Source organism: Flavobacterium bomense (assembly GCF_003970355.1).
On sequence record NZ_RYDJ01000004.1, the window covers coordinates 78,993 to 101,614 of the forward strand.

General features: G+C 35.3%; 22 protein-coding genes and 1 pseudogene. 9 read left to right on the forward strand and 14 right to left on the reverse strand.

Annotated elements, in window-relative coordinates; genetic code table 11:
- Nucleotides 1-4: 4 nt before the first annotated feature.
- From EKL98_RS05430 to EKL98_RS05445, 4 genes are all read right to left on the reverse strand, one after another.
- Nucleotides 5-1,780, reverse strand: coding sequence for an AMP-dependent synthetase/ligase (locus tag EKL98_RS05430; protein WP_126460681.1), 1,776 nt, complete (start codon nucleotides 1,778-1,780; stop codon nucleotides 5-7).
- Between the two features lie 749 nt (nucleotides 1,781-2,529).
- Nucleotides 2,530-3,300, reverse strand: coding sequence for a dienelactone hydrolase family protein (locus EKL98_RS05435; protein ID WP_126561736.1), 771 nt, complete (start codon nucleotides 3,298-3,300; stop codon nucleotides 2,530-2,532).
- A 111-nt stretch (nucleotides 3,301-3,411) separates the two neighbouring features.
- Complete coding sequence (locus EKL98_RS05440) at nucleotides 3,412-5,505, reverse strand: penicillin acylase family protein (protein WP_233589310.1); 2,094 nt, start codon at nucleotides 5,503-5,505, stop codon at nucleotides 3,412-3,414.
- A 124-nt stretch (nucleotides 5,506-5,629) separates the two neighbouring features.
- On the reverse strand, nucleotides 5,630-6,082 hold the full coding sequence (locus tag EKL98_RS05445; RefSeq protein ID WP_126454003.1) for an Lrp/AsnC family transcriptional regulator: 453 nt from the start codon (nucleotides 6,080-6,082) through the stop codon (nucleotides 5,630-5,632).
- Between the two features lie 230 nt (nucleotides 6,083-6,312).
- Between EKL98_RS05445 and rocD the strand changes: the two genes are divergently transcribed.
- Both rocD and EKL98_RS05455 read left to right on the forward strand, forming a co-directional pair.
- On the forward strand, nucleotides 6,313-7,596 hold the full coding sequence (gene rocD, locus EKL98_RS05450) for an ornithine--oxo-acid transaminase (RefSeq protein ID WP_126561738.1): 1,284 nt from the start codon (nucleotides 6,313-6,315) through the stop codon (nucleotides 7,594-7,596).
- Between the two features lie 11 nt (nucleotides 7,597-7,607).
- The gene (locus EKL98_RS05455; RefSeq protein ID WP_126556039.1) at nucleotides 7,608-8,570 is read left to right on the forward strand and encodes an arginase; all 963 of its coding nucleotides are present in this window, start codon (nucleotides 7,608-7,610) and stop codon (nucleotides 8,568-8,570) included.
- Nucleotides 8,571-8,695: 125 nt separating this feature from the next.
- Here the strand turns inward: EKL98_RS05455 and EKL98_RS18540 are convergent.
- From EKL98_RS18540 to EKL98_RS05485, 6 genes and pseudogenes are all read right to left on the reverse strand, one after another.
- A pseudogene (locus tag EKL98_RS18540) lies at nucleotides 8,696-8,818 on the reverse strand (FAD-dependent oxidoreductase); the annotation flags it as partial.
- A gap of 127 nt (nucleotides 8,819-8,945) precedes the next feature.
- Nucleotides 8,946-10,040: an ACR3 family arsenite efflux transporter gene (gene arsB, locus EKL98_RS05465; RefSeq protein WP_126460699.1), complete on the reverse strand. Its 1,095-nt coding sequence runs from the start codon at nucleotides 10,038-10,040 to the stop codon at nucleotides 8,946-8,948.
- Between the two features lie 2 nt (nucleotides 10,041-10,042).
- Nucleotides 10,043-10,675, reverse strand: coding sequence for an arsenate-mycothiol transferase ArsC (locus tag EKL98_RS05470; protein ID WP_126556044.1), 633 nt, complete (start codon nucleotides 10,673-10,675; stop codon nucleotides 10,043-10,045).
- A gap of 15 nt (nucleotides 10,676-10,690) precedes the next feature.
- Nucleotides 10,691-11,161, reverse strand: a complete 471-nt coding sequence (locus EKL98_RS05475; RefSeq protein ID WP_126561739.1) for a DUF6428 family protein — start codon at nucleotides 11,159-11,161, stop codon at nucleotides 10,691-10,693.
- A gap of 19 nt (nucleotides 11,162-11,180) precedes the next feature.
- Nucleotides 11,181-11,513 (reverse strand): ArsR/SmtB family transcription factor, encoded by a 333-nt coding sequence (locus EKL98_RS05480; RefSeq protein ID WP_126460708.1) that lies wholly within the window; start codon nucleotides 11,511-11,513, stop codon nucleotides 11,181-11,183.
- Nucleotides 11,514-11,616: 103 nt separating this feature from the next.
- On the reverse strand, nucleotides 11,617-11,877 hold the full coding sequence (locus tag EKL98_RS05485) for a heavy-metal-associated domain-containing protein (protein ID WP_126460711.1): 261 nt from the start codon (nucleotides 11,875-11,877) through the stop codon (nucleotides 11,617-11,619).
- Between the two features lie 1,007 nt (nucleotides 11,878-12,884).
- Here EKL98_RS05485 and EKL98_RS17560 point away from each other — a divergent pair.
- The 7 genes from EKL98_RS17560 (at nucleotide 12,885) to EKL98_RS05515 (ending at nucleotide 19,114) form a co-directional block, all read left to right on the forward strand.
- Nucleotides 12,885-13,022 (forward strand): hypothetical protein, encoded by a 138-nt coding sequence (locus EKL98_RS17560; RefSeq protein WP_158614851.1) that lies wholly within the window; start codon nucleotides 12,885-12,887, stop codon nucleotides 13,020-13,022.
- Nucleotides 13,023-13,448: 426 nt separating this feature from the next.
- Nucleotides 13,449-14,348, forward strand: coding sequence for a MerR family transcriptional regulator (locus EKL98_RS05490; protein ID WP_197037229.1), 900 nt, complete (start codon nucleotides 13,449-13,451; stop codon nucleotides 14,346-14,348).
- 39 nt (nucleotides 14,349-14,387) lie between these two features.
- The gene (locus tag EKL98_RS05495) at nucleotides 14,388-15,869 is read left to right on the forward strand and encodes a phytoene desaturase family protein (RefSeq protein WP_126561740.1); all 1,482 of its coding nucleotides are present in this window, start codon (nucleotides 14,388-14,390) and stop codon (nucleotides 15,867-15,869) included.
- Complete coding sequence (locus tag EKL98_RS05500) at nucleotides 15,866-16,705, forward strand: phytoene/squalene synthase family protein (protein WP_126561741.1); 840 nt, start codon at nucleotides 15,866-15,868, stop codon at nucleotides 16,703-16,705. Before EKL98_RS05495 ends, EKL98_RS05500 begins: the two co-directional genes overlap by 4 nt.
- Nucleotides 16,706-16,750: 45 nt before the next feature.
- Entirely contained in the window at nucleotides 16,751-17,191 is a 441-nt protein-coding gene (locus tag EKL98_RS05505; protein WP_126561742.1) for a sterol desaturase family protein, read from the forward strand.
- A gap of 166 nt (nucleotides 17,192-17,357) precedes the next feature.
- Nucleotides 17,358-17,819 carry an SRPBCC family protein gene (locus tag EKL98_RS05510; protein WP_126561743.1) on the forward strand — a complete coding sequence of 154 codons (462 nt, stop codon included), beginning with the start codon at nucleotides 17,358-17,360 and terminating at the stop codon, nucleotides 17,817-17,819.
- On the forward strand, nucleotides 17,819-19,114 hold the full coding sequence (locus EKL98_RS05515; protein WP_126561744.1) for a cryptochrome/photolyase family protein: 1,296 nt from the start codon (nucleotides 17,819-17,821) through the stop codon (nucleotides 19,112-19,114). The genes EKL98_RS05510 and EKL98_RS05515 overlap by 1 nt, the downstream gene beginning before the upstream one ends.
- 1 nt (nucleotide 19,115) lies before the next feature.
- Here the strand turns inward: EKL98_RS05515 and EKL98_RS05520 are convergent, their stop codons facing one another.
- The 4 genes from EKL98_RS05520 to EKL98_RS05535 all read right to left on the reverse strand — a co-directional run bounded on the left by EKL98_RS05520 (nucleotide 19,116) and on the right by EKL98_RS05535 (nucleotide 22,589).
- Nucleotides 19,116-20,534, reverse strand: coding sequence for an SDR family oxidoreductase (locus tag EKL98_RS05520; RefSeq protein WP_126561745.1), 1,419 nt, complete (start codon nucleotides 20,532-20,534; stop codon nucleotides 19,116-19,118).
- A gap of 260 nt (nucleotides 20,535-20,794) precedes the next feature.
- On the reverse strand, nucleotides 20,795-21,406 hold the full coding sequence (gene folE, locus EKL98_RS05525) for a GTP cyclohydrolase I FolE (RefSeq protein WP_231507417.1): 612 nt from the start codon (nucleotides 21,404-21,406) through the stop codon (nucleotides 20,795-20,797).
- Between the two features lie 158 nt (nucleotides 21,407-21,564).
- Entirely contained in the window at nucleotides 21,565-22,248 is a 684-nt protein-coding gene (locus tag EKL98_RS05530) for an SDR family NAD(P)-dependent oxidoreductase (RefSeq protein WP_126561746.1), read from the reverse strand.
- Nucleotides 22,249-22,304: 56 nt separating this feature from the next.
- Nucleotides 22,305-22,589: a TIGR03643 family protein gene (locus tag EKL98_RS05535; RefSeq protein ID WP_255416288.1), complete on the reverse strand. Its 285-nt coding sequence runs from the start codon at nucleotides 22,587-22,589 to the stop codon at nucleotides 22,305-22,307.
- Nucleotides 22,590-22,622 lie beyond the last annotated feature (33 nt).

A 22,622-nucleotide genomic window follows, 5' to 3' on the forward strand; every position in this document is an offset into this window, starting at 1 on the left:
ACGGCTAGTTGTAGATTTTATGGAATAAATCAATGTATTTTTCCATTACTATTTTTCGTTTTAGTTTCAGGGTTGGCGTAAGCTGTCCACCTTCCACAGACCATAAATCTGGCGTTAGCTCAAAACGTTTTATCTTCTCCCAATTTCCAAATTTTTCGTTCAGATTGTCAATTTCCAATTGGATTCTTTCGATTACTTTTTCGTTGGCAATTATTTCTTCATTGCTTTTTCCTATGTTGATTCCGTGGATAACGGCCCATTCTTTGATGAAATCAAAACTCGGCTGAATAAAGGCAGCCGGCATTTTTTGACCGTCACCAATAACCATAATTTGTTCAATGAAACGCGATTGTTTCATCGTATTTTCGATTAATTGTGGGGCAATATATTTACCACCTGAGGTTTTGAACATTTCTTTCTTACGATCCGTGATTTTTAAGAATCCGTCTTCGTCAAAAATTCCAATATCACCAGTGTGAAAATAGCCGTCAGTTATTACTTCATTGGTCAATTTCTCATCTTTGTAATAGCCCATCATTACGTTTGGTCCTTTACAAAGGATTTCGCCGTCTTCAGCAATTAACACTTCCACATTATCAATTACTTTACCCACCGTTCCCACTCTGAAACCACCATTTCTAATATCATTTACAGAGATTACCGGAGAGGTCTCGGTCAATCCGTAGCCTTCCATAACTGGGATTTCGGCAGCGGCAAAAATGCGGGCTAGTCTTGGTTGCAAAGCAGCGCTTCCGGAAACCATTAAATCGAGGTTTCCACCCAAACCTTCCTTCCATTTACTAAAAATCAGTTTGCGGGCAATTTTGAGTTGTAATTCATACCAAAAACCATTTTTGCCATACGGCTCATAGATTAAACCTAAGTCAATCGCCCAAAAAAATAGTTTCTTTTTGACACCGGTTAACTCAGTTCCTTTAGCGTATATTTTATCGTATACTTTCTCTAAAAGTCTCGGAACGGCAGTAATTACTGTTGGTCTTACTTCTTTTAGATTGTCACTAATTTTATCAATTGATTCGCCAAAATATACTGAAACTCCGTAATATTGGTATAAATACAAAATCATTCTTTCAAAAATATGGCAAATAGGAAGGAAGCTTAAAGCACGGCTTTTTCCGGCTTCAAACGGAATTCTCGAAGCACTGTCTAAAACATTCGATACAATGTTTTTATGAGAAAGCATGACTCCTTTTGGTCTTCCCGTTGTTCCGGAAGTATAGATTATTGTGGCTAAATCTTCAGTTTTTACGTTATTTTTGCGTTGTTCCACTTCGTTTTGGTTTCCGTTGTCTACGCCAAGAATCAGTAATTCATTCCAGTTGGTGCAACCTTCTATTTCGTTGAAGGAATATACTTCTTTGAGTGTAGGAACTTTATGTTTGATGAGGTTTACTTTTCGAAGCACTTCGGCATCCGATACGAAACAGTACATAGAACCGGAATGGTTCAGAATATATTCGTAATCTTCTTCTGAAATGGTAGGATAAATGGGAACGGTTTGTGCGCCGGTTTGCAACACACCAATATCCATAATATTCCATTCGGTTCTGTTATTAGAAGAGATGATAGCAATTTTATCGTCTTTTTGAACACCCATTCGGAGTAGTGCTCTCGAAACGGCATTGGCTTTAGCGATATATTCCTGTGTAGATGTTTTGATCCAAACTCCATTTTGCTTTGTTGTTAAAGCATCCGGAATGGAATTGTATTTTTCTTGCTGATAATAAGGGAAATCAAAAAGGCGGGTGATATTTGTCATTATAGAAAATATTGGATTTGATTGCAAATTAAAAAAAAAATAAGGATAAATTTAAAAAATTAGAAATTATATCGCAAAATTATGAAAGGATTGTTACTATTTAACGAAATCGTTTTCATGAAGTAAAATTTTAGTGTAGGATTATAATAAAAAAGCGTGTACGGCCGTGCGAGATTTTCCGGCTTCGTACCCTTTTCAATGTGCCGTTAAACTTTAGTGCCTAGTCACTAATGTGAACTATAAAGTTTTTGTAACGCAGTTATATAATCTATTCTGTAAAAAATCTTAAAGAAATTTTTAACGATCCGCATTATAAATATTATAATTTGTGTCTTAATTTAAGTATGTACTCGTTGCAAACGAGCACCAAAGAACATGGATAAACGAGCGCCAGTGAGGAAAAGCGTTCACTAGATCATTAGTATTTACAGAGAATCGTTGGCGCAGTTTTGAAAACCGTATCAATTCCAATTAGCCACTAAAATAAATCTAATAAAACCAATTCTAATTCATTTTCTAATCCGGTCTTCGGTTTTTAGGGCTTTATTCTTAGCAGACATTTTTTGTTTTAAAAACAGCAAAAAGCCCTGAATTGCTCATAGTTTTTTGCATTGTTTGCTCTCTGTTGTGGGCACAGTTTGTAAAACTGCGCTAACGATTGTGGTATATTAGCGCGGTCAGGTACATTTTAATTTATAAAATTAACAAAAAATTGGAACGTATACTTTTTTTGAAAAAAAAATTCTAAATTATTTTAAAACTTCTTTTAAGAAAGAATTCATGCGCTCCCAAGAACGTATAGCAGCTTTTTCGTTATACGCTGCTCCTTTTGAATTATCATTACCAGCTTCAATTTCAGTAAAGGCATGTACGGAATTTGCATAATAAATCATTTCCCATTCTGCTTTTGTATCTCTCATTTCTTGTTGAAAGGACGATACTTCCGTTGCTGGCACATAGGTGTCGTCAGCACCATGTAAAACCAGGATTTCAGCCGTGATTGGATTATTTACCCTTGCGGCATCATGTCCTAAACCTCCGTGAAAAGAAACTGCACCTTGAATTTTCATTCCCGCTCTTGCGGCTTCCAGTGCTCCTGTTCCGCCAAAACAATAGCCTATTACTACGATATTGGCAGGATTTGCGCCTGCTTTTACTAATTGGTCTAAAGCAAGTTGAATGCGTCTTTGATAATCAGCTACATTTTTTTTGTAAAAACCAGCTTGCTTTCCGGCTTCTTGTGTGGTTACGGGATAATTCCCTTGGCCATAAATATCTGCTACAAATGCATAATAGCCCATGCTTGAAAGTCTCTCAGCAGATTGTTTTGAATGTGTATCGATTCCTTTCCAAGCGGGAAGGATTAGAATTCCGGGTTTTGTTTTGCTTCCTTTTTTAGGTGCAATAGACAAGCCATTTAATTGTTGGTTTCCATCCGTGTATTTGACGGATTTTAATTGTGCAAATGTGTCATTGGAAAACAAAAAGAATCCTAAAAAGGCAAAGAAAATATTTTTCATATTAGATATTTTTATTTTTACAAATGTCTCAATCAATTTATCCTAAAACTAAGACTTTGATTTTTTAATTGATGATGTAATTTTTAATTCTTATGGCGTACAGACAAGCGATTACTCGCCGGGATGATATGTTTTTTCGGCATTTTTCTGGACATCCTCTTTATAAAATAATACGTCTTTGAATTGTCCTTTTCGGTACATTTCAGCTTGATCGTAAAAATGTTTCGATTTTGAATCACCGCTATTTCCTCCCGCAAGTAACGATTTGGCTTTTATTTTTGGTCCAAATTCCACCGCACACACAAAACTATTTCCGTTAAATCCGTAGCGTTTTTTGGTATCTTTTTGATAATTGCTTTTAAAAGCAGGTAAACTTCCCCAAAGCGCTGGTCCATAACTAATAGGTAAACTTTCCAAAGCATCACTATAAACCAGATTTATGTCGCCTGATGTTCTCTGGAAACGATTGATTTCGCCCCAAGGAATTTGCCAAGTACCAAATTTTATTTTCAATTCGTTTATCACCATTTGCAATTGTGGAATCAGTTGATCTGGAAACGCATTTTTAGCAAAATCACGGGTATTTTCTACTTGGTCCTTTTGGCCCTGATCAATATATACTTTTTGAATAATGGGGTTTAATTTATAAGCCCATTCCACAGCTAAGGTGGTAGCCACAGAATTTTCCCGGGCGTAATAATCCCAGTTTTTCAATAAGGTTATCGGTTCTGACAGTTCTGTATAAAGCGGATCTTCGGGGCTGATGTTTTTCTCAAAACTGGAAATTAAGGATGGAATTAACACTTCGAGAGCCGTTAGTTTCGTGTCGTAACCGTCAGCAATCACTTTGTCTAGTGTATATTTATTGCCTTTGTTCAATAATCGTACAGCATTTAATCCTCTGAAACTTTCTCCGTCTGGAGCCATATAAGGCAAGTAATTTTCTTCTTTTGGACTATAATCTCCTGCCACGGTATATGGTGTAGAATTACAGTTTTGTAACCAGCCGTTTATAGGATTATAAGAATGTACTGTTTCTGAAACTTCATGTAATCCTTTCCATTGTGTAGCCGGTGTCGTACCGTCCATTACTTTTGACCAATTTAGGTTTTTGTCCCGAATGGGAACAAAGTTCCCATGCCAGTAGGCAATGTTTCCTTCTTTATCGGCATAAACAGTATTGTTTGAGGTATTGGCTTTCAAATCCATTGCAGTTTTGTAGTCCTCAAAACTTTTTGATTTTGTTCGTATCCAACTTTGTTCCAGACTTTTCATCGAACGGTTATTGGATTTTAAGCTAATCCATTTCCCGTCTCTTTTGGCCATGATTGGACCGTGATTGGTATAATAAGTATTGAATGTTTTAGGAATCAATTTTCCATTTTCCAGATACTTGATGGTTATTTTTTTCTCGACAACTGGAACTAATTTGGTATCGTATTCGTAAAATAGTTTGTTGTTTTTGGTCACGATTTTCTCGGCATACATATCCGCAACATCAACACTTGAGGAGGTATGCATCCAGCCACAGTTTTCGTTAAATCCTTGGTAAATAAAAAATTGTCCCCAAGTAACGGCTCCATACGCATTCAGCCCTTCTTGACTGCTCATCTGTATTTCTGGCCTGAAATAAAAAGTGGTATGCGGATTAATGTATAAAATGGCATTCCCAGACGCTGTTTTTGAAGGTGCAATTGCAAATCCGTTAGAACCCGTTTGTACGTCTTTTTCTCGTTCTATATAGGCTACTTTATCGGTGTTTCCCGAATAAAAAGCTTTCAATTCTCCAGTAGAAAGATCAGCTGTGCTTATGGCTCCAATACTTCCGTCAGTCCAAAGCAATGGAAACCAAGGCTCAAAATGAGTTAATAAAGCGGGTTTTACTTCGGGGTGATTGTATAGATAAAAGTTGATCCCGTCCGCATAACTGTTTAATAATTTTTTCAACCAAGGCGCTGCTTTTTTATAATCGTTTTTAGCATCTTCGGTATCGATTAAAAGTTTAATTTCTAAATCATTGTACAAAACGGACTGTCCTTTGATTTCGGAAAGACGGCCCAGTTTTTCAATGTAATTCATTTCTACCCGTTTGAAATCGTCTTCACATTGTGCGTACAGCATTCCAAAAACGGCATCTGCATCCGTTTTGCCATACACATGCGCAATTCCCCAATTGTCTCTGATAATAGTGACTTGTTGCGACATTTTTTTTAGTCTTTCTAGTTCTTGGTTTGATATCTTTTGTGAAAACAGGGAGCAACTAAAACAAAAAATTAAAACTGCAAGGGGTAAATGGTTCTTGAAATACGTCATTATTATTGAATTTTAATTAGAGACTTACGTTTCGTTTAAATGCACACCCCAGTTCGATTATGGAATCTGTTTTGGCAATACCCGGAATAGTGTCTATTTTTTCATACAGAACTTTACGCATGTGCTCATGATTTTTGGCAATTATTTTTATATAAAGGGTAAAAGATCCGGTGATATAATAGCATTCCGTTATTTCTGGAATGTTTTTCAGTTCCTCAATAATCCGGTCAGAATCTTGGTCTTTATTCAAGGTAATTCCTGTGAATGATCCCCAATCATATCCAATTTTCTTTTCATTGATGACCGGTTTTATTCCGATAAGTATTCCTTGTTCTGTTAATCTGTTCATGCGCTGATGCACCATTGTATTTGATATTTTTAGATTGGCTGCAATAGCAGAATACGCCATTCTTCCGTCTTTCTCTAATTCTTTGATAATGTTGATATCAAACTCGTCTAGTATATCCATGTTGGTTTACTTATAAATGATGCTTTTGTGTTTGTATAAAAGTACTTATTTTTATTTATATGGGAATAGTTCTATTATTTGAATTTTATATTTAAAAAATGACTTTTTTTCATGTAAATTAAGTAATTTATTTAAAATAATACTTTTAAAAAAGTCAAAATATTTATTTTTATTGTCAATTTAAAAAAAATCTGTAGTTTTGTACTTTGTAATATCAAAATAGGAATATCATGACACACACAGAACAAAACCTTTCTTCAAAATCGGAAGCGTTAATAGCTAAAGAAAATCAATACGGAGCACACAATTACCATCCTTTACCTGTGGTTTTAGAAAGAGGCGAAGGGGTTTATGTCTGGGATGTAGACGGAAAAAAATATTATGATTTTTTATCGGCCTATTCTGCCGTAAACCAAGGGCATTGTCATCCAAAAATTGTGGATGCAATGATAAAACAAGCACAAACATTGACCTTAACTTCACGTGCTTTTCATAATGATCAACTAGGACCTTTTGAGGAATATGTGACTAAGTATTTTGGTTTTGATAAAGTGTTGCCCATGAATACAGGTGCTGAAGCAGTGGAAACTGCTTTGAAATTGTGTAGAAAATGGGCCTATGAGATAAAAGGAATTCCTGAAAATCAAGCACAAATCATTGTTTGTGAAAACAATTTTCACGGAAGAACAACAACAATCATTTCATTTTCGAATGATGAGAGTGCCCGTAAAAACTTTGGACCATTCACTGCTGGATTTATTAAAATTCCGTACGATGATGTTGACGCCCTAGAAAACGTATTAAAATCAACCCCAAATATTGCTGGATTTTTAGTGGAACCAATTCAAGGAGAAGCGGGAGTGTATGTTCCTGCCGAAGGATATTTAGCAAAAACAAAAGCGCTTTGTGAAGCACATAACGTTCTATTTATCGCGGATGAAGTGCAAACAGGAATTGCACGCACGGGAAGATTATTAGCAACTTGCGGAAATTGTGACTGTAAAAAAGGATGTGAAGGCAGACCGGAAGTAAAACCAGATATCCTTATTCTAGGAAAAGCTATTTCGGGCGGTGTGTACCCAGTTTCGGCAGTTTTAGCGAATGATCCCATTATGAATGTGATTAAACCAGGACAACACGGTTCCACTTTTGGAGGAAATCCTGTTGCAGCGGCTGTGGCTATTGCTGCACTGGAAGTAGTGAAAGAAGAAAATTTAGCACAAAATGCAGCGTACTTAGGCGAAGTTTTAAGAACAGGACTTAACGAGATTGCTTCCAGAAACCCATTAATTACGTTGGTCAGAGGAAAAGGATTACTGAACGCCATAGTTATCAATAGTGACGAAGAATCTGATTTGGCCTGGAATATTTGTATGAAATTTAGAGATTATGGATTATTGGCAAAACCAACACACGGCAACAAAATTCGATTTGCACCACCATTAGTAATTTCAGAACCTCAAATACAGGAATGTTTGGGTATAATTGAGCGAGCTCTAAACGATTTCAAATAATTTTAAGTACAATGGGAAAATCTATAAAATTAATAAAGAACAGATCCGATATAGGTGCTGGTACACGAGGATCCGACTTAGGGATTGATGCTATCGAAATTGCGGCAATCAATCAAAACAGTGATTATTTTAATCAGTTTGAGTTTGAAGATGTCAAAACGCACAACGAATCCATATATGATAAAAACCGAAGTTCTTCGGCTAAACGAATTGAGCATGTAGTGGAGCAATGCACCAGAGTTTGTAATGCAGTACAGAAAAATTTAGCAGGAAATTATTTTCCAATTGTTTTATCAGGTGATCATTCTTCGGCATTAGGAACATTAAGTGGTATAAAAGCAGCTTTTCCGGAACAAAATATCGGGGTGTTTTGGATTGATGCCCATGCGGATTTGCATTCACCTTACACTTCGCCATCCGGTAATATTCATGGAATGCCACTATCTGCGGCTCTTGCGGATGATAATTTGAGTTGCCAGAATAACGAAGTGCCTCCGGAAACCCAACAGCACTGGGAAGACATGAAAAATATAGGTTGTAAGGGACCGAAAGTTTTGGCAGAAAACCTGGTATATTTTGGCGTTCGGGATACCGAAGAAGAGGAGGATAAGCAAATTGAAAAATTGCAAATCAAAAATTATAAAGTTGATGAAGTGCGGTATCGCGGTTTACGAAAGTGTGTCGCGGAAGCATTAACTAAACTATCGCATTGTGAAGTGCTATATGTTTCTTTTGATGTGGATTCTATGGATTGTGATATGATTTCTTACGGGACTGGAACACCGGTTTCCAAAGGTTTTGATCAGTATGAAGTAATAGCGATCATCAAACAAATTGTTCAAACCAAAAAAGTAGTTTGTATCGAATTTGTCGAGATTAACCCATTATTAGACACCAAAGGAAATAAAATGGCAGAAACTGCTTTTGAAGTTTTAGAAGCCATTACCTCAGAACTGGTTATTCCTGCAGAATAATTTTTTTTAGCGTGTATAAAAAAGCCCGAAATCAGTTTTAGATTTTTTGGCATCAACCAGCCGGGCAATGAATTGTGTTCGGCAGGAGAAAAAAGCGTTAGGCTATCCCCAACATGTTGCCAGGTACCACCGCATTTTTCTTCTTTATCCAGGAGAAAAACGTTTAATTTATTGCGTTTTAAATAATATCCGCAAGCCAATCCGCTTTGTCCACCACCAATGATAATGACCTCTTTAATTTCATTCATTCTGTTTTGAATCTGGATTAAATTCTATTTTAGTTTTTTAGATCTCCACAGATTTACTGTTTTAAAACAAGTTTAAAACAAAAGAGAGTCTGTAATAAAATAGTTGAGTTCTCTAGTAGCGGAACATTTAAGAGGTTCCAGTTTTTGGGTCTAATTCGGGTTTTGTATAATATTTTTTTCTAAACCAAAAAGCGACGTTTACCAATGCAATTAGCGCCGGAACTTCGACCAGTGGGCCAATAACGCCGGCAAATGCTTGTCCGCTGTTGATTCCAAAAACGCCAATTGCAACTGCAATAGCCAATTCAAAATTGTTTCCGGTTGCCGTAAAAGCGATTGCGGTAGATTTAGAATAATCAGCACCAAAATACTTTCCGAGAAAAAAACTGATCACAAACATTAAGGTGAAATAAATAACTAAAGGAATAGCTATCCGAACTACATCCAGGGGGATTTGCACAATTAATGCGCCCTTCAGACTAAACATTAATATGATGGTAAATAACAAGGCCACTAAAGTAATAGGAGAAATAAAAGGTATATACTTGTTTTGAAACCAAGTTTCGCCTTTGAGTTTTATAAGACCATACCGGCTGATTATTCCCAAAGCAAATGGAATTCCTAAATAAATACCTACGCTTTCTGCAATTTGACCAATACCTATCGTCACATCAAAACCGGTATAGCCAAAATACGGTGGCAAAATGGTTATGAAAACATACGCATATACGCTGTAAAGCAATACCTGAAAAATACTATTCAAAGCGATTAATCCAGCGGCATATTCTCTATTACCGTCGGCCAGATCATTCCAAACCACTACCATCGCAATGCATCGGGCTAATCCGATCAAGATGACTCCAATCATGTATTCCGGATATCCATTTAGGAAAAGTAAGGCTAATGAAAACATGAGGATTGGGCCTACCACCCAATTCAGGAACAGGGAAGCACCCAATACTTTGGTGTTTTGGAATACGTCCCCCATTTTACTATAATTCACTTTGGCTAATGGCGGATACATCATTAAGATTAAACCAATGGCGAGTGGGATATTAGTTGTTCCGCTGGAAAAAGAGTTGATAAAATTTCCACTGGAAGGGATGAAATTCCCTACAGCAACACCAAGTGCCATTGCAAGGAAGATCCAAAGGGTTAAAAATCGATCTAGGAAACCTAGTTTTTTTCTTTCTGCTGCGGGAAAACAAGTAGATGCTGACATATTTATAATTTTATTTGGGAGAAGACATAAAACATTTCGGTGGCAATCTGTAAACTTCGCTCCTGATATTTTTCGGCTTGTTGCGGAGTGTTGTCAAATGCTTTTGGATCTTCAAAAGTAATTGGGATACGTTTTTCAGCACCAGCGATAAAAGGACAGCCTCCATCTGCTTGAGAGCAAGTCATAATCGCTGCAAATTCATTTTTCGGATTAAAATCATCATCGTAGGTCTTGGAAAAACCAATAATAGGAGGCTCATTTTCTCCATATTTTATGCTGTAAATGGGATTATTTCCTGCTGTGATTGCTTTGATTTTGAATCCTGATTGTACTAAAGTTTGGGCAACCATAGGAAATAAAGCAGTTGCTTCGGTCCCACCAGAATAGCAAAATACATTTTTTACATTGAAATGTGCTGCGGCTGTTTGTGCCCAAACTTGTGCCAGATGACTTCTTCTGGAATTGTGTGTGCAAATCAAATTCAATCTGATCTCTTGTTGATGGGCTACTTTTGTCTGAATAAAGTCAATTAGCGGTTGCAAAATAATTTTGCGTTCAACTGAAATATCTTCAAAACCAAAGGCAGTTATTTGTGTTTCTATTTCTGGAAACAAGTTTGTTTTGATTAATGTCATATCTTAGTTTTAAAATTAACAACAGCCACCACCAGGGGTGCAAGTATTGGTTTGACTTGGAATTTCGGATAATTTTACTTTTTGTTTTTCGGGAAGAATTCCGCATTGATCCTCTGCCAAACAAGCCGTTTGCTTGTTGATTAAGGTAAATGCTGTTCCGTTGAAACTAATGTCGTATTTCCCAATAGTTTCTGATTGGAATTCGACTTCTACTTCATAATCTTCAATGCCCAGTATTTTTTCTGAAAGCGCAATAATTTCTAAAAGTTTTTTTGGTTTTAGGCGGTGTTCAAAGTCATTGGCATCCCATAATTGAAAATTTACCACAGTTTCTTTTCTAACTTTTCCACCGCAGTCAATAAAATTTTTAGTGATCAAACCCACTTCAGTTACATGGAAATGTTCAGGAACAAAGGCTCCGTTTGGTAATACAAAAGCAACATTGTCTAATGTGATCAACTCTTTTTTAATTTCGGATAGTTTCATTATTTTTGTAATTTAAAAATTAACAGCATTGATTTTTCTTGTTTTCTAAATAAGTATTGATGTGCTGAAAAAAGCCTTTTATTTTATTAAAGCCTTCTTCGTTTAGGCAATAACAAATTGCATTTCCTTCAAAATTGCCTTTTATGAGTCCGGCATTTTTAAGTTCCTTCAGGTGCTGCGAAACCGTAGGCTGGGCTAGAGGCAGTTCGTTTACAATATCACCGCACACACAACTATCTACCTTGATGAGGTGTTGAATAATAGCAATACGTGCAGGATGGCCTATGGCTTTGGCTAAAGTTGCCAATTCGTTTTGCTCGTCTGTGAAATGGTCTGATTTAGTAATTCCCATCGTTATATATTTATATTGCAATATTACGATATAGATTTGAAATAAACAAATGATATTGATTTTTTTAAAGATAGTGTTGATTTTTAAAAGTTGCCTTTAAAAATTAAAGTTCAAATACTTCTTTTGGGATGGCGTGAAACCCCACTGATCGTACTTGATCTTGAATAACACTTACAGGAATCATCTTGGAGGTGTGTATTGTAAATTCTCTAGGGAAAAGATCAGTATTCAAAAGGACGTCTATTATTCCGTCTAACTTCAGCAGACTTGCTTTAATTTCTAATAAATCTAAATCTTTGATCGCATTGGTACCAAAAATTTTACCATGATTTCCTGGAATTACATTGTCAGTGAGTATGCTCATGATTTTGTGTTTTAAATTAGTTGTTTTTAGGTGTCTAAGTATTTTAAGATTAGTTGTTTATACTTTTTAAAACGAATAAACAATCATTTTTAAGTTTTAAAATGCAATAGGTTTACTAAGAAAAAATACGAATGCACCGGAACGGTTTAAAAAAAGGATATCGCTACTCTAGTGTTAAATAAATTTGCGTAAGATTACGCTTTATTCACCTGTCCGATTGTTATTTTATACTGAAATAAGCAGCATGAAAGATATATTGTCGCAATTATTAAAAAGAGTTTTGTCATAGATTTGAAGGTTTAAAACGATTTTTAAAGCTAAATGACGAATTAATTTGTGTTAATCTGTGAAATCGGTAGTAAAGAAATTTAGAGTTTTAATAAAATACGATATTAAATTGTAGCTATTATTTTTTAGTACATGACAAAAATATATTTTAATAAAAATCGATACAATAAATAATAATTAATCAGTAAAAACACTGAAATTTAGTATATTAAAGAATTATTACCAGATAATATTTCTAATGAGAAACATCAGTCTTGAGAGTAAAGATACAGCGTTAATTTCAGTTTTGCAAATTCATTTTAAAGTCAAACTCGATCTAGTTAGGGTCAGGGTCAAGCTTATTTATAACCGCTTTTTGTCATGTAAGTAAGTCGAAAGTTTAAAAGTCGTAAAGTCAAAAGAATTAACTTTAAGTAAAACAGCTTTAAAACAGCTTTAAATCAGATTTTTACATGATTTTATCCTGATTTTAAAATACGACATTATACCATGGTTATTACTTATTTAAAATTGATTCAGTAGAATATTTTGATTCCGTGTCTTGTCCATTAGCTCCTGAAGGTCGAGGAAGTTACCTCGAATTAATAAGTACCACTCTGGATAATAATTTAGCTTCAAGTTGGGTAGCTGCCACCGCTGACGGGCTCTTAACTCAATCCTATCACTACTATTTTGAAGATTCAGAGTATTACTCCCATCAGAGGCATTAAAGTATTAATATGTTAGGCGCTTTAGTTCAAGAGATCAAAGTAACTTTGGAAGCGGCAAGTATGGTTTTAAGTTCTTATTCTAGTGAGATGTATTTTATTACGGTCTATAATCAGGACGACATCACCCGAACAATCATAAAAAAATAAATTTAATAAATAATAGGAATCATTATTAAGAAAAGTTGCGAAAAAGGTCAGATTTTCACACGGCTTTTCTTATGTTTAAGAGAATAAAATGGAGCAGTAGTTTTTCTAAAGCTTTTTTTAGTGCTGTTTTTCTTTTGAAAATAGTTGAAAATCAGAAAGTAATTTTAAGTGCAGCCATTTAATAAGAAGCAAACTGCGGCTTATTATTATTATTAAAAGGGATTGATTATTTGCTATTCAATGTTTAATCCCAAAAAAAGTGTGTATTAGTTTTATAATCAGCTAGTAGCATTCGAGAAATAATCAGTTTCAGCAGTGTACCGTTTTATAGAATCTTGGGGTGTTTTGAGTTTAAAAAAAGTTTCGGTGTGATCATAAGAGTTTATAATTAAATTTATTTTACATTTGTTCATTAAATTTCGATAAATGATAAACAATGTAAAAAATGTGTTCAGTATAAAAGATCTTGAAAATCTTTCAGGTATAAAAGCGCACACCATACGAATCTGGGAAAAAAGATACAATATTTTGCAACCCATGCGTACCGACACTAATATTAGATTGTATGATTTAGTGAGTTTGCAAAAACTGTTAAATATTACATTGTTACACGATTATGGCTATAAAATCTCAAAAATAGCAACCTATCCTCAAGAAAAAATACCCTCTTTAGTACGTGAAATAATTTCGAGCAAAACAGCAAAAAGTCATGCCATAAGTGAATTTAAAATGGCCATGATGAATTTTGATCAGGAGCTGTTTTTTAATACTTATAATTGGTTAATTGCAGAAAAATCATTTAAGGAAGTATTTCATCAAGTCTTTATACCATTAATGAATGAACTGGGATTATTATGGCAATCGGACACGATAACTCCAGCCCACGAGCATTTTATCAGCTACTTAATTAAACAAAAATTATTAGTTAACACCGAAAAACTTCAAGTTTTAAAGCAAACAAAAGTAGATAAAGTTTTTGTCCTGTCACTTCCTATGAATGAAATTCATGAATTAGGTCTGATGTACCTGAATTATGAGATTTTATTGCATGGCTACAAAACTATTTATTTAGGAGAAAGTATGCCTATTGAAAATCTGAAAGACTTGAAAAAACATTTTGATTCCATTATTTTTGTTTCCTACCTTACAGTACAACCAGAAAGATGTCAACTCGATGGATACATTCAAAAAATGTCCGATGAGTTGGTGGATGATACGACTGAATTATGGTATATTGGTCGTATGATTGAGTTTATAAAAGAAGAGGAACTTTCAGATCGAATTACTCTTTTTAGTTCAATTACTGAATTGGTAGATTGGATCTAGTTGTTTTTTGTTTAAACATTTTGTATATTTGCTAAACAAATGAAGAATATAAAAAAAATTACAATTATAGGTTCTGGATTCTCGGCTTTAGCCGCTTCCTGCTATTTAGCAAAAAGTGGTCACGATGTGACTGTGTATGAGAAAAATGCAACAACTGGAGGGAGAGCACGACAATTAAAAAAAGAAGGTTTCACCTTTGATATGGGACCAAGTTGGTACTGGATGCCAGACGTATTCGATCGCTTCTTTGCTGATTTTGGAAAGAAAACCACTGATTATTACGAATTAATTAAATTAGCACCAGCCTACCGCGTGTACTATGGAATTGATGATTTTATTACCATAGCAGATAATTTAAGGGATATTACAATCGCTTTTGAAGCCATCGAAAAAGGAAGCGGCAGCCTGTTAAACGAATTTATGGCTGAGGCCAAAAGTAATTATGACATCGCCATCAAAGATTTAGTGTATCGCCCCGGGATTTCTCCACTGGAATTAATAACAGCAGAAACAGCCATGAAAGTGGGTCAGTTTTTTAGTACTATCAGTAAAGATGTTCGCAAGAAATTCAAAAACGAAAGATTGATTCAAATTCTGGAATTTCCGGTTTTATTTCTTGGAGCTAAGCCATCTGATACTCCGTCATTTTACAGTTTCATGAATTATGCTGATTTTGGTCTGGGAACTTGGCATCCTAAAACAGGAATGTTTGATGTAGTTCGGGGTATAGAAAGTTTAGCAAGAGAGTTGGGAGTGAAATTTCAAATGAATTCCAACATCGAAAAAATCATCGTAGTGCATAAAACAGCCAAATCAATTCAGGTAAATGGAGAAATCATTACCTCTGATGTAATTCTAAGCGGAGCCGATTACCATCACACGGAAACATTATTGGATATGGAGCACCGTACTTATTCTGAAAAATATTGGGACAGTCGCGTTTTTGCACCATCATCATTATTGTTTTATGTTGGTTTCAATAAAAAAATAAAAAACATTTCACATCATGCCTTATTCTTTGATGTTGATTTTTATCAGCATGCCAAAGACATTTATGATGAACCACAGTGGCCAAAAGAACCCTTATTTTATGCTAATTTTCCATCAGTGACAGATGAAACTGCAGCTCCGGAAGGAATGGAATCAGGGTTTTTTCTAATACCTTTAGCTCCCGGAATCAACGATACTGAAGCACTCCGAGAAGAATACTTTGAAAAAATAATGGATCGTTTCGAAACTTTAACACAACAAAAAGTACGCAATACTATACTATTTAAACAATCCTTTTGTAAAAATGATTTTGTATCAGAATACAATTCATACAAAGGAAATGCCTATGGAATGGCAAATACATTATTGCAAACTGCCTTTTTGAGACCTAAGTTAAAGAGCAAGAAAGTGAAAAATTTATATTTTACCGGTCAATTGACCGTGCCCGGACCAGGTGTTCCACCAGCATTGATTTCCGGAAAATTAGTGTCGGAGTTAATTAATAAACAATTTTTAGCACAACAATTATGAAACAATTATTTGATGATGTATCTTTTAAATGTAGCAAATTAGTCACTAAAAACTACAGTACCTCTTTCTCTATGGCGGTTTATATGCTCTCGCCCAGTATTAGGGATGCCATTTATAGTATTTATGGTTTTGTCCGTTTTGCGGATGAAATTGTCGACACTTTTCATGGTTTTGACAAAGAAATTTTAATCACTGAGTTTGAGGATGAATACTACAAAGCGATTGACAGAGGGATTAGTTTAAATCCCATCTTAAATTCTTTTCAGCAAACGGTGAAGAAATACAACATCTCTGATGATCTCATTCAGGCATTTTTAAAAAGCATGAAATTAGATTTAATCAAATCGGATTATCACAGTAAAGCAGAGTATGATGATTACATTTATGGATCGGCTGATGTGGTGGGTCTTATGTGTCTCAAGGTTTTTGTTGCCGGAGATCACAAACGATATGAGCAACTGAAAAACGAAGCCATGCGACTGGGATCTGCGTTCCAGAAAGTGAATTTTCTTCGGGATTTAAAAGACGATAATCTTGTCCTGAACCGGAATTATTTCCCAGGAGTCGATTTAAATTCCTTCGATGAAAATGCTAAAGCGGCTATCATTAATGAAATTGAAGCAGATTTTAAAGTAGCCTATGAAGGAATTGTAAAACTTCCTATTGAAGCTAAGTTTGGCGTATACACCGCTTTTGTGTACTACAAAAAACTATTAAAAAAGCTAGAAAACACTCCGTGTCATGAAATTGGAAGTGCAAGAATCCGAGTTTCTAACTACACCAAAGCCGGATTACTGGCAAAATCTTTTGTCTCTTATAAATTGAAGTTAGTTTAAGTTACAGCTTGTTTTTAAATATTTTTTAATTAAACATAGAATAAAATGATATTTTTTTTGATATTTATAGGTACTTTTTTAATAATGGAATGTGTCACCTGGTGTACCCACAAATTCGTTATGCACGGCTCAATGTGGTACTTTCATGCCGATCATCACCAACCAAAATACACTAATGTTTTTGAACGAAACGACATTTTTTTCGTCATTTTTGCCATCCCAAGCATCCTGCTTTTCTATTATGGTGTCGAAGGAGGACTGAATTATAAATTCTTTCTCGGACTGGGAATTATGTTTTACGGCCTTTGCTATTTCATGATCCATGACGTCCTAATTCACCAACGTTTCAAGTGGTTCAAAAACACGAACAACAAGTATTTAATAGGATTGCGAAAAGCCCATAAAGTACATCACAAACACTTAGGCAAAGAGCATGGAGAATGTTTTGGCATGCTGTTCGTTCCTTTAAAATACTACAAAATATAAATTTAATTTGGGCGTGACCCCGCTTTCACTAGTGTTACAGCGGGGTCAGGCTATCCGTTCCCGCTTTTTTATACCAGGCAAAAAAGCCAGGTATAAAAAGAGCTCCACTACTATCCCTCACGCAAACCCAGTGTCCCATGAAGGCATTTATCTTTAAAACACAACTATGAAAATATACAAACAAGAAACCGTTCAGCACGTGAATGCAACTGTCCAAGAATGTTGGACTTTTTTTTCCAATCCAAAAAATCTTCAAAAAATCACACCAGAAGGAATGGGTTTCCAAATCACAGATTTCGATAATAAATCTATGTATCCCGGGCAAATCATTCAATATAAAGTAACGCCACTTTTTGGGATTACCTTGTCGTGGATGACGGTAATTACACAAGTAAAGGAAAATGATTATTTTATTGATGAGCAGCGTTTTGGTCCCTATAGTTTCTGGCACCACAAACATTTCTTTGAGACCACACCAAATGGAACAAAAATGACCGATGTGGTCCATTACGGTTTACCACTTGGTATATTGGGACGAATCATGAACACCTTAATCGTGAAAAATAAATTGAAATCCATTTTTGCGTATCGTGTTGCAAAAGTGGACCAAATGTTTAATTCAAAGTAATGAGCAAGCAAGAAATTTCTGTTTTTTGGTTTAGACGCGATTTGCGTCTGGAAGATAACGTTGGATTGTTTCATGCTTTAAAGTCTGAATATCCGGTTATTCCGTTGTTTATTTTTGATGATTCCATCTTAGATACTTTACCTAAAAACGACGCTCGAGTCGGTTTTATTCACGAATCACTTTCTAGAATAAATAGACAATTACAGGAAATTGAAAGTTCACTTTTGGTTAAAAAAGGAAAAACTACCGCTGTTTGGCAATTTTTATTAAAAGAATTTGATGTTAAAGAAGTCTTTTTCAACAAAGATTACGAACCGTACGCGATACAACGTGACTCTGCAATTTGTGAATTTTTAGAAACTAATAAAACCATTTCTTATTCTTTTAAAGACCAAGTCATTTTTGAAGAAAAAGAAGTTACTAAAGCAGATGGATTGCCCTACACGGTGTATACACCGTTTAAAAATAAATGGTTGGAGAAATACAAGTCAATGACTCCAGTTCAAGAATATGATACTGCTGTTTATTTTGCTAATTTCTATAAAAACAGTTTTGCTTTTCCCACTTTGGAACAAATAGGTTTCGTAGAAAGTCTTATCAAAGTAAAACCACATAACCTTAAATTCATTGCAAATTACCAAGATATAAGAGATTTCCCAGCCTTAGATAAAACCTCTTATCTTTCGCCACATCTGCGCTTTGGAACGGTAAGTATCCGGAAATTAGTCAATTGGGCATTTAATAAAAATGATGTGTTTTTGAGTGAACTAATTTGGAGAGAATTTTTCATGCAAATCTTATTTAGTTTTCCAAAAGTCGGTACGCAAAACTTCAAATCAGCCTATAATGGGATTCAGTGGCGCAATAATGAAGAAGATTTCAAGCGCTGGTGTACCGGAACAACGGGCTATCCAATGGTTGATGCCGGAATGAGGCAACTCAATGAAACCGGGTATATGCACAACAGAGTTCGCATGGTTGTCGCAAGTTTTCTATGCAAGCATTTATTGATTCAGTGGCAATGGGGTGAAGCCTATTTTGCCGAAAAATTATTGGATTATGAGATGTCTGCCAATGTTGGCAATTGGCAATGGGCTGCAGGAACTGGCTGTGACGCTGCACCATATTTCCGAGTTTTCAATCCAGAGATCCAGCTAAAAAAATTCGATGAAAAAGGAACCTATATCCGCAAATGGATTAAAGAATTCGATTTAGGATACAAACAGCCAATGGTAGAACATGCGATGGCTAGAGACAGAGCTATTGCGACGTACAAAGCCGGAATTCTGAAGTGATTTATTTTATTAATTTGTTCAGCATGCCATTAAATATAAACCCGTGAAACGGCAAAACAGAATACCAATATAAATTTCCCCAAATCCCTTTTGGGAGGAAAGTAGCCGATTGGTACAGCGTATTTCCTATTATTTTGAATTCCAGCCACGCTTCACCAGGTAGCTTCATTTCGGCAAATAAGATTAATTTTCCTTCTTGTTTATTGGCATATAGTACGCGCCAAAAATCCAAAGCATCACCAGAATGAATCTCGTGTCTGTTGGTTCTTCCTCTTCTACTACCTACACCTCCGTATAATTTATCAATAAAACCTCGTAAACTCCAAAGCCAATCGCCATAATACCAACCGGAATCTCCACCAATGGACCAGATTTTATTTATAGTGTATTCTCGGTCTATGATTTCCATTTTGCGTCGGTCTATAAAGCAATCTTTTTTTGGAACCTTCAAATATTCTGACATGTTACTGTTGAAACGGCCGCTAATGAGGGAATCTTTCCAGCTCGAAGCTACTTTGTCTTCATCTACTTTTATCAAAGCACGGGAAAGTGCCTTTTTGTAGGTCATTGGCGTAACATGCAATAACTCATTGATTTTATTATCACTGCAAACAACTTCTACTTTCATGCTGCTGACCAGTGCTGAAGCCAGTCGATAAGATGTTGAGGTTACAAAATACAACCAATAGGAAGATAATTTTGGCGTCATTATAGGAACAGTAAAGATCCATCGTTTTAGCTTTTTGGCTTCTGCAAAACCCAAAAGCATCTCTTTATACGTTAAAATATCAGGTCCGCCAATATCAAAACTTTGATTATAAGTAACGGGGTTTAATAATGATTTGGATAAAAATTCAAGAACATCCGGAATTGCAATGGGCTGGCATTTAGTATTCAGCCATTTTGGGGTAATCATTACAGGCAGTTTATTGACTAAATCCCGAATTATTTCGAAGGAAGCACTTCCAGAACCTACAATAATTCCTGCTCTTAGAGTAGTAGTGGGAAAAGTGCCGGTATTCAAAATTTCTTCTACTTTTTTTCGCGACGATAAATGTTTGGATAATGATTTATCGTTGATAATTCCACTCAAATAAATTACTTGTTTGGCTTTGGTTTTATTCAAGCGATGCACAAAATTTAGAGCCGATTCACTTTCCAATTCATCAAAATTAGCAGCTGAACCTGACATGGAATGAATCAGATAATACGCCGCATCAATAGTTTCTGGAATAACTGTCAATGTTTCTTGATTTAGGAAATCTACCTCAATTATGGTAACATTTTTTTGATATTCGACCGGGCAATTAAATCTGTTTTTATCTCTTACACAACAGATTATATCGTGCCCTTGTCCTGCCAATAGGGGTAAGATTCGTTTCCCGATGTAACCTGTTGCACCTGTTAAGAGAATTTTCATAAGTTTTTATATTTTGCCATCATATTGTAAAGATACTACCTTACCGCTTTAATTGATCCCATTTTAATCTTTTCAGGTTTAATTCCTCGAAGCTCTACTTCTATTTTTTTTGCCACAGATTCACAGATTAAAAAGATTTTTGAAAATCTGTGACAGTTATTTAGTTAATACCTCTGGGGCTATGCACCGAGGTAGTTTATTTTGGGTTTTGCATTTTTTTAGCCACTTTTAATCTGTTTTATTAGTTGTAAAAATTAAATTTAACTCAGTTTAGTAGAAATCAAACTAATAAATTCTCTTCTGGTTTTATTTTTTTCGAACGCACCTGTAAAAGAGGAAGTGGTGGTAACTGAGTTTTGTTTTTGAATCCCTCTCATCTGCATACACATGTGTTGCGCTTCAATTACTACCGCTACTCCAAGCGGATTCAGAGCTTCCTGAATGCAATTTTTTATCTGATCTGTCAATCGTTCCTGCACTTGCATCCTTCTGGCGAAAGCATCCACCACTCTTGGTATTTTACTCAAACCAACAATTTTACCATTAGGGATATAAGCAACATGCGCTTTTCCAAAAAACGGCAACATGTGGTGTTCACACATCGAATATACTTCAATATCTTTTACCACAATCATTTGATGGTGGTCTTCACTAAATAATGCCGATTTTAATATTTCTAAAGGATCTAGTCCGTAACCGTGCGTAAGGTATTGCATGGCTTTGGCTACACGTTCTGGAGTTTTTTCAAGTCCTTCTCTGGTTACATCTTCACCCAAATCACTAATTATGGTTTTATAATTTTCAGCTAATGCTTCGGTTATTTCTGCATCATATTGCTCGACTTTCTCGTAACTTCTCATTTCTTTTATCATGGTATACTATATTTCAATTTTAATTTTGGCTATTTTTTTTTTTGGATTCTTGTTTAAACAAACCATTTATAGATTTAAAAAAAACAATCATTCTTTATATATAAGCTTAATTTCTTAATGGTTAATTTTTCTTTTTTGGATGGTTAACAATAACTTGTTTAGATTTTAAAAGTCACTATTCCGTAATCCATTTCGAATACCTGACCTGAAATTGATTTTGCATTTTCAGATATCAGGAAGTCTACCATGTGTGCTACTTCCCGAGGTTTCAAATAGCCTTTCATCGGGTGGCGTTCTATCATATTCTCTTTCATACGGTCATTTCTCAAAATTCCTGCGGCTAGTGTCGTTTCCGTAATTGTGGGAGCAATGGCATTGATGCGCACTACTGAAGCTAGTTCTGCTCCTAATGATTTCACTAATCCTTCTACACCCGCTTTTGCAGTAGCAATGCTCGCATGAAACGGCATTCCTAATTTTGCAGCAACCGTACTGAACAAAATAATGGATGGATTGGTTCCTTTTTTCAAAACAGGCAAATATTTTTGGATCGCTTTTACGGCACCAATAACATTAATTTCAAAATCTGTTCTGAAATCGTCAATACTAAGACTTCCTATGGGTTTCAAGTTGATAGAACCCGGACAATAAATTAATGTATCTATCGCTTCAATTTCCGGAAGTGTATCTTGTAACACATTTACTGAAAAATGTTTCAGATTGGGATGTGTGATCTCTGGTGCATTTCGGCTGATGTTATACACCATGTTTGTCTCTAATTGCTGCAACAAAATGGCATTTCCAATTCCTTTGCTTCCGCCAATGATTACGATATTTTTCATGTTATTTGGTCAGTTATTTAAATTCTATTTTGATTTTGTCGTTTATTGGATCCAATTTATCGTTTGGAAATCTTATTGTTATTAATCTGTCTTTGCATCGTACATTTAAAGCGGCCTTCGCGAAAATCTCTTAATTTTTCATGTTTTGTTTTACGACCTTGCACTCTTTCGCGCCACATTCTAAAACTGGATGGTTTCATCTCGGTGCGCATCAGGTCAATTACTTCTTGCTCTTTTAATCCAAATTGCATTAAAATTGCATCAAAAGTCGTGCGGTCTTCCCAAGCCATTTCTATGATTCGGTCTTTGTCTAAATCGGTAAGTTCTTTTTTTATATTCACAATATGTTATTTAAAAGTGGTATTGATTTCTTT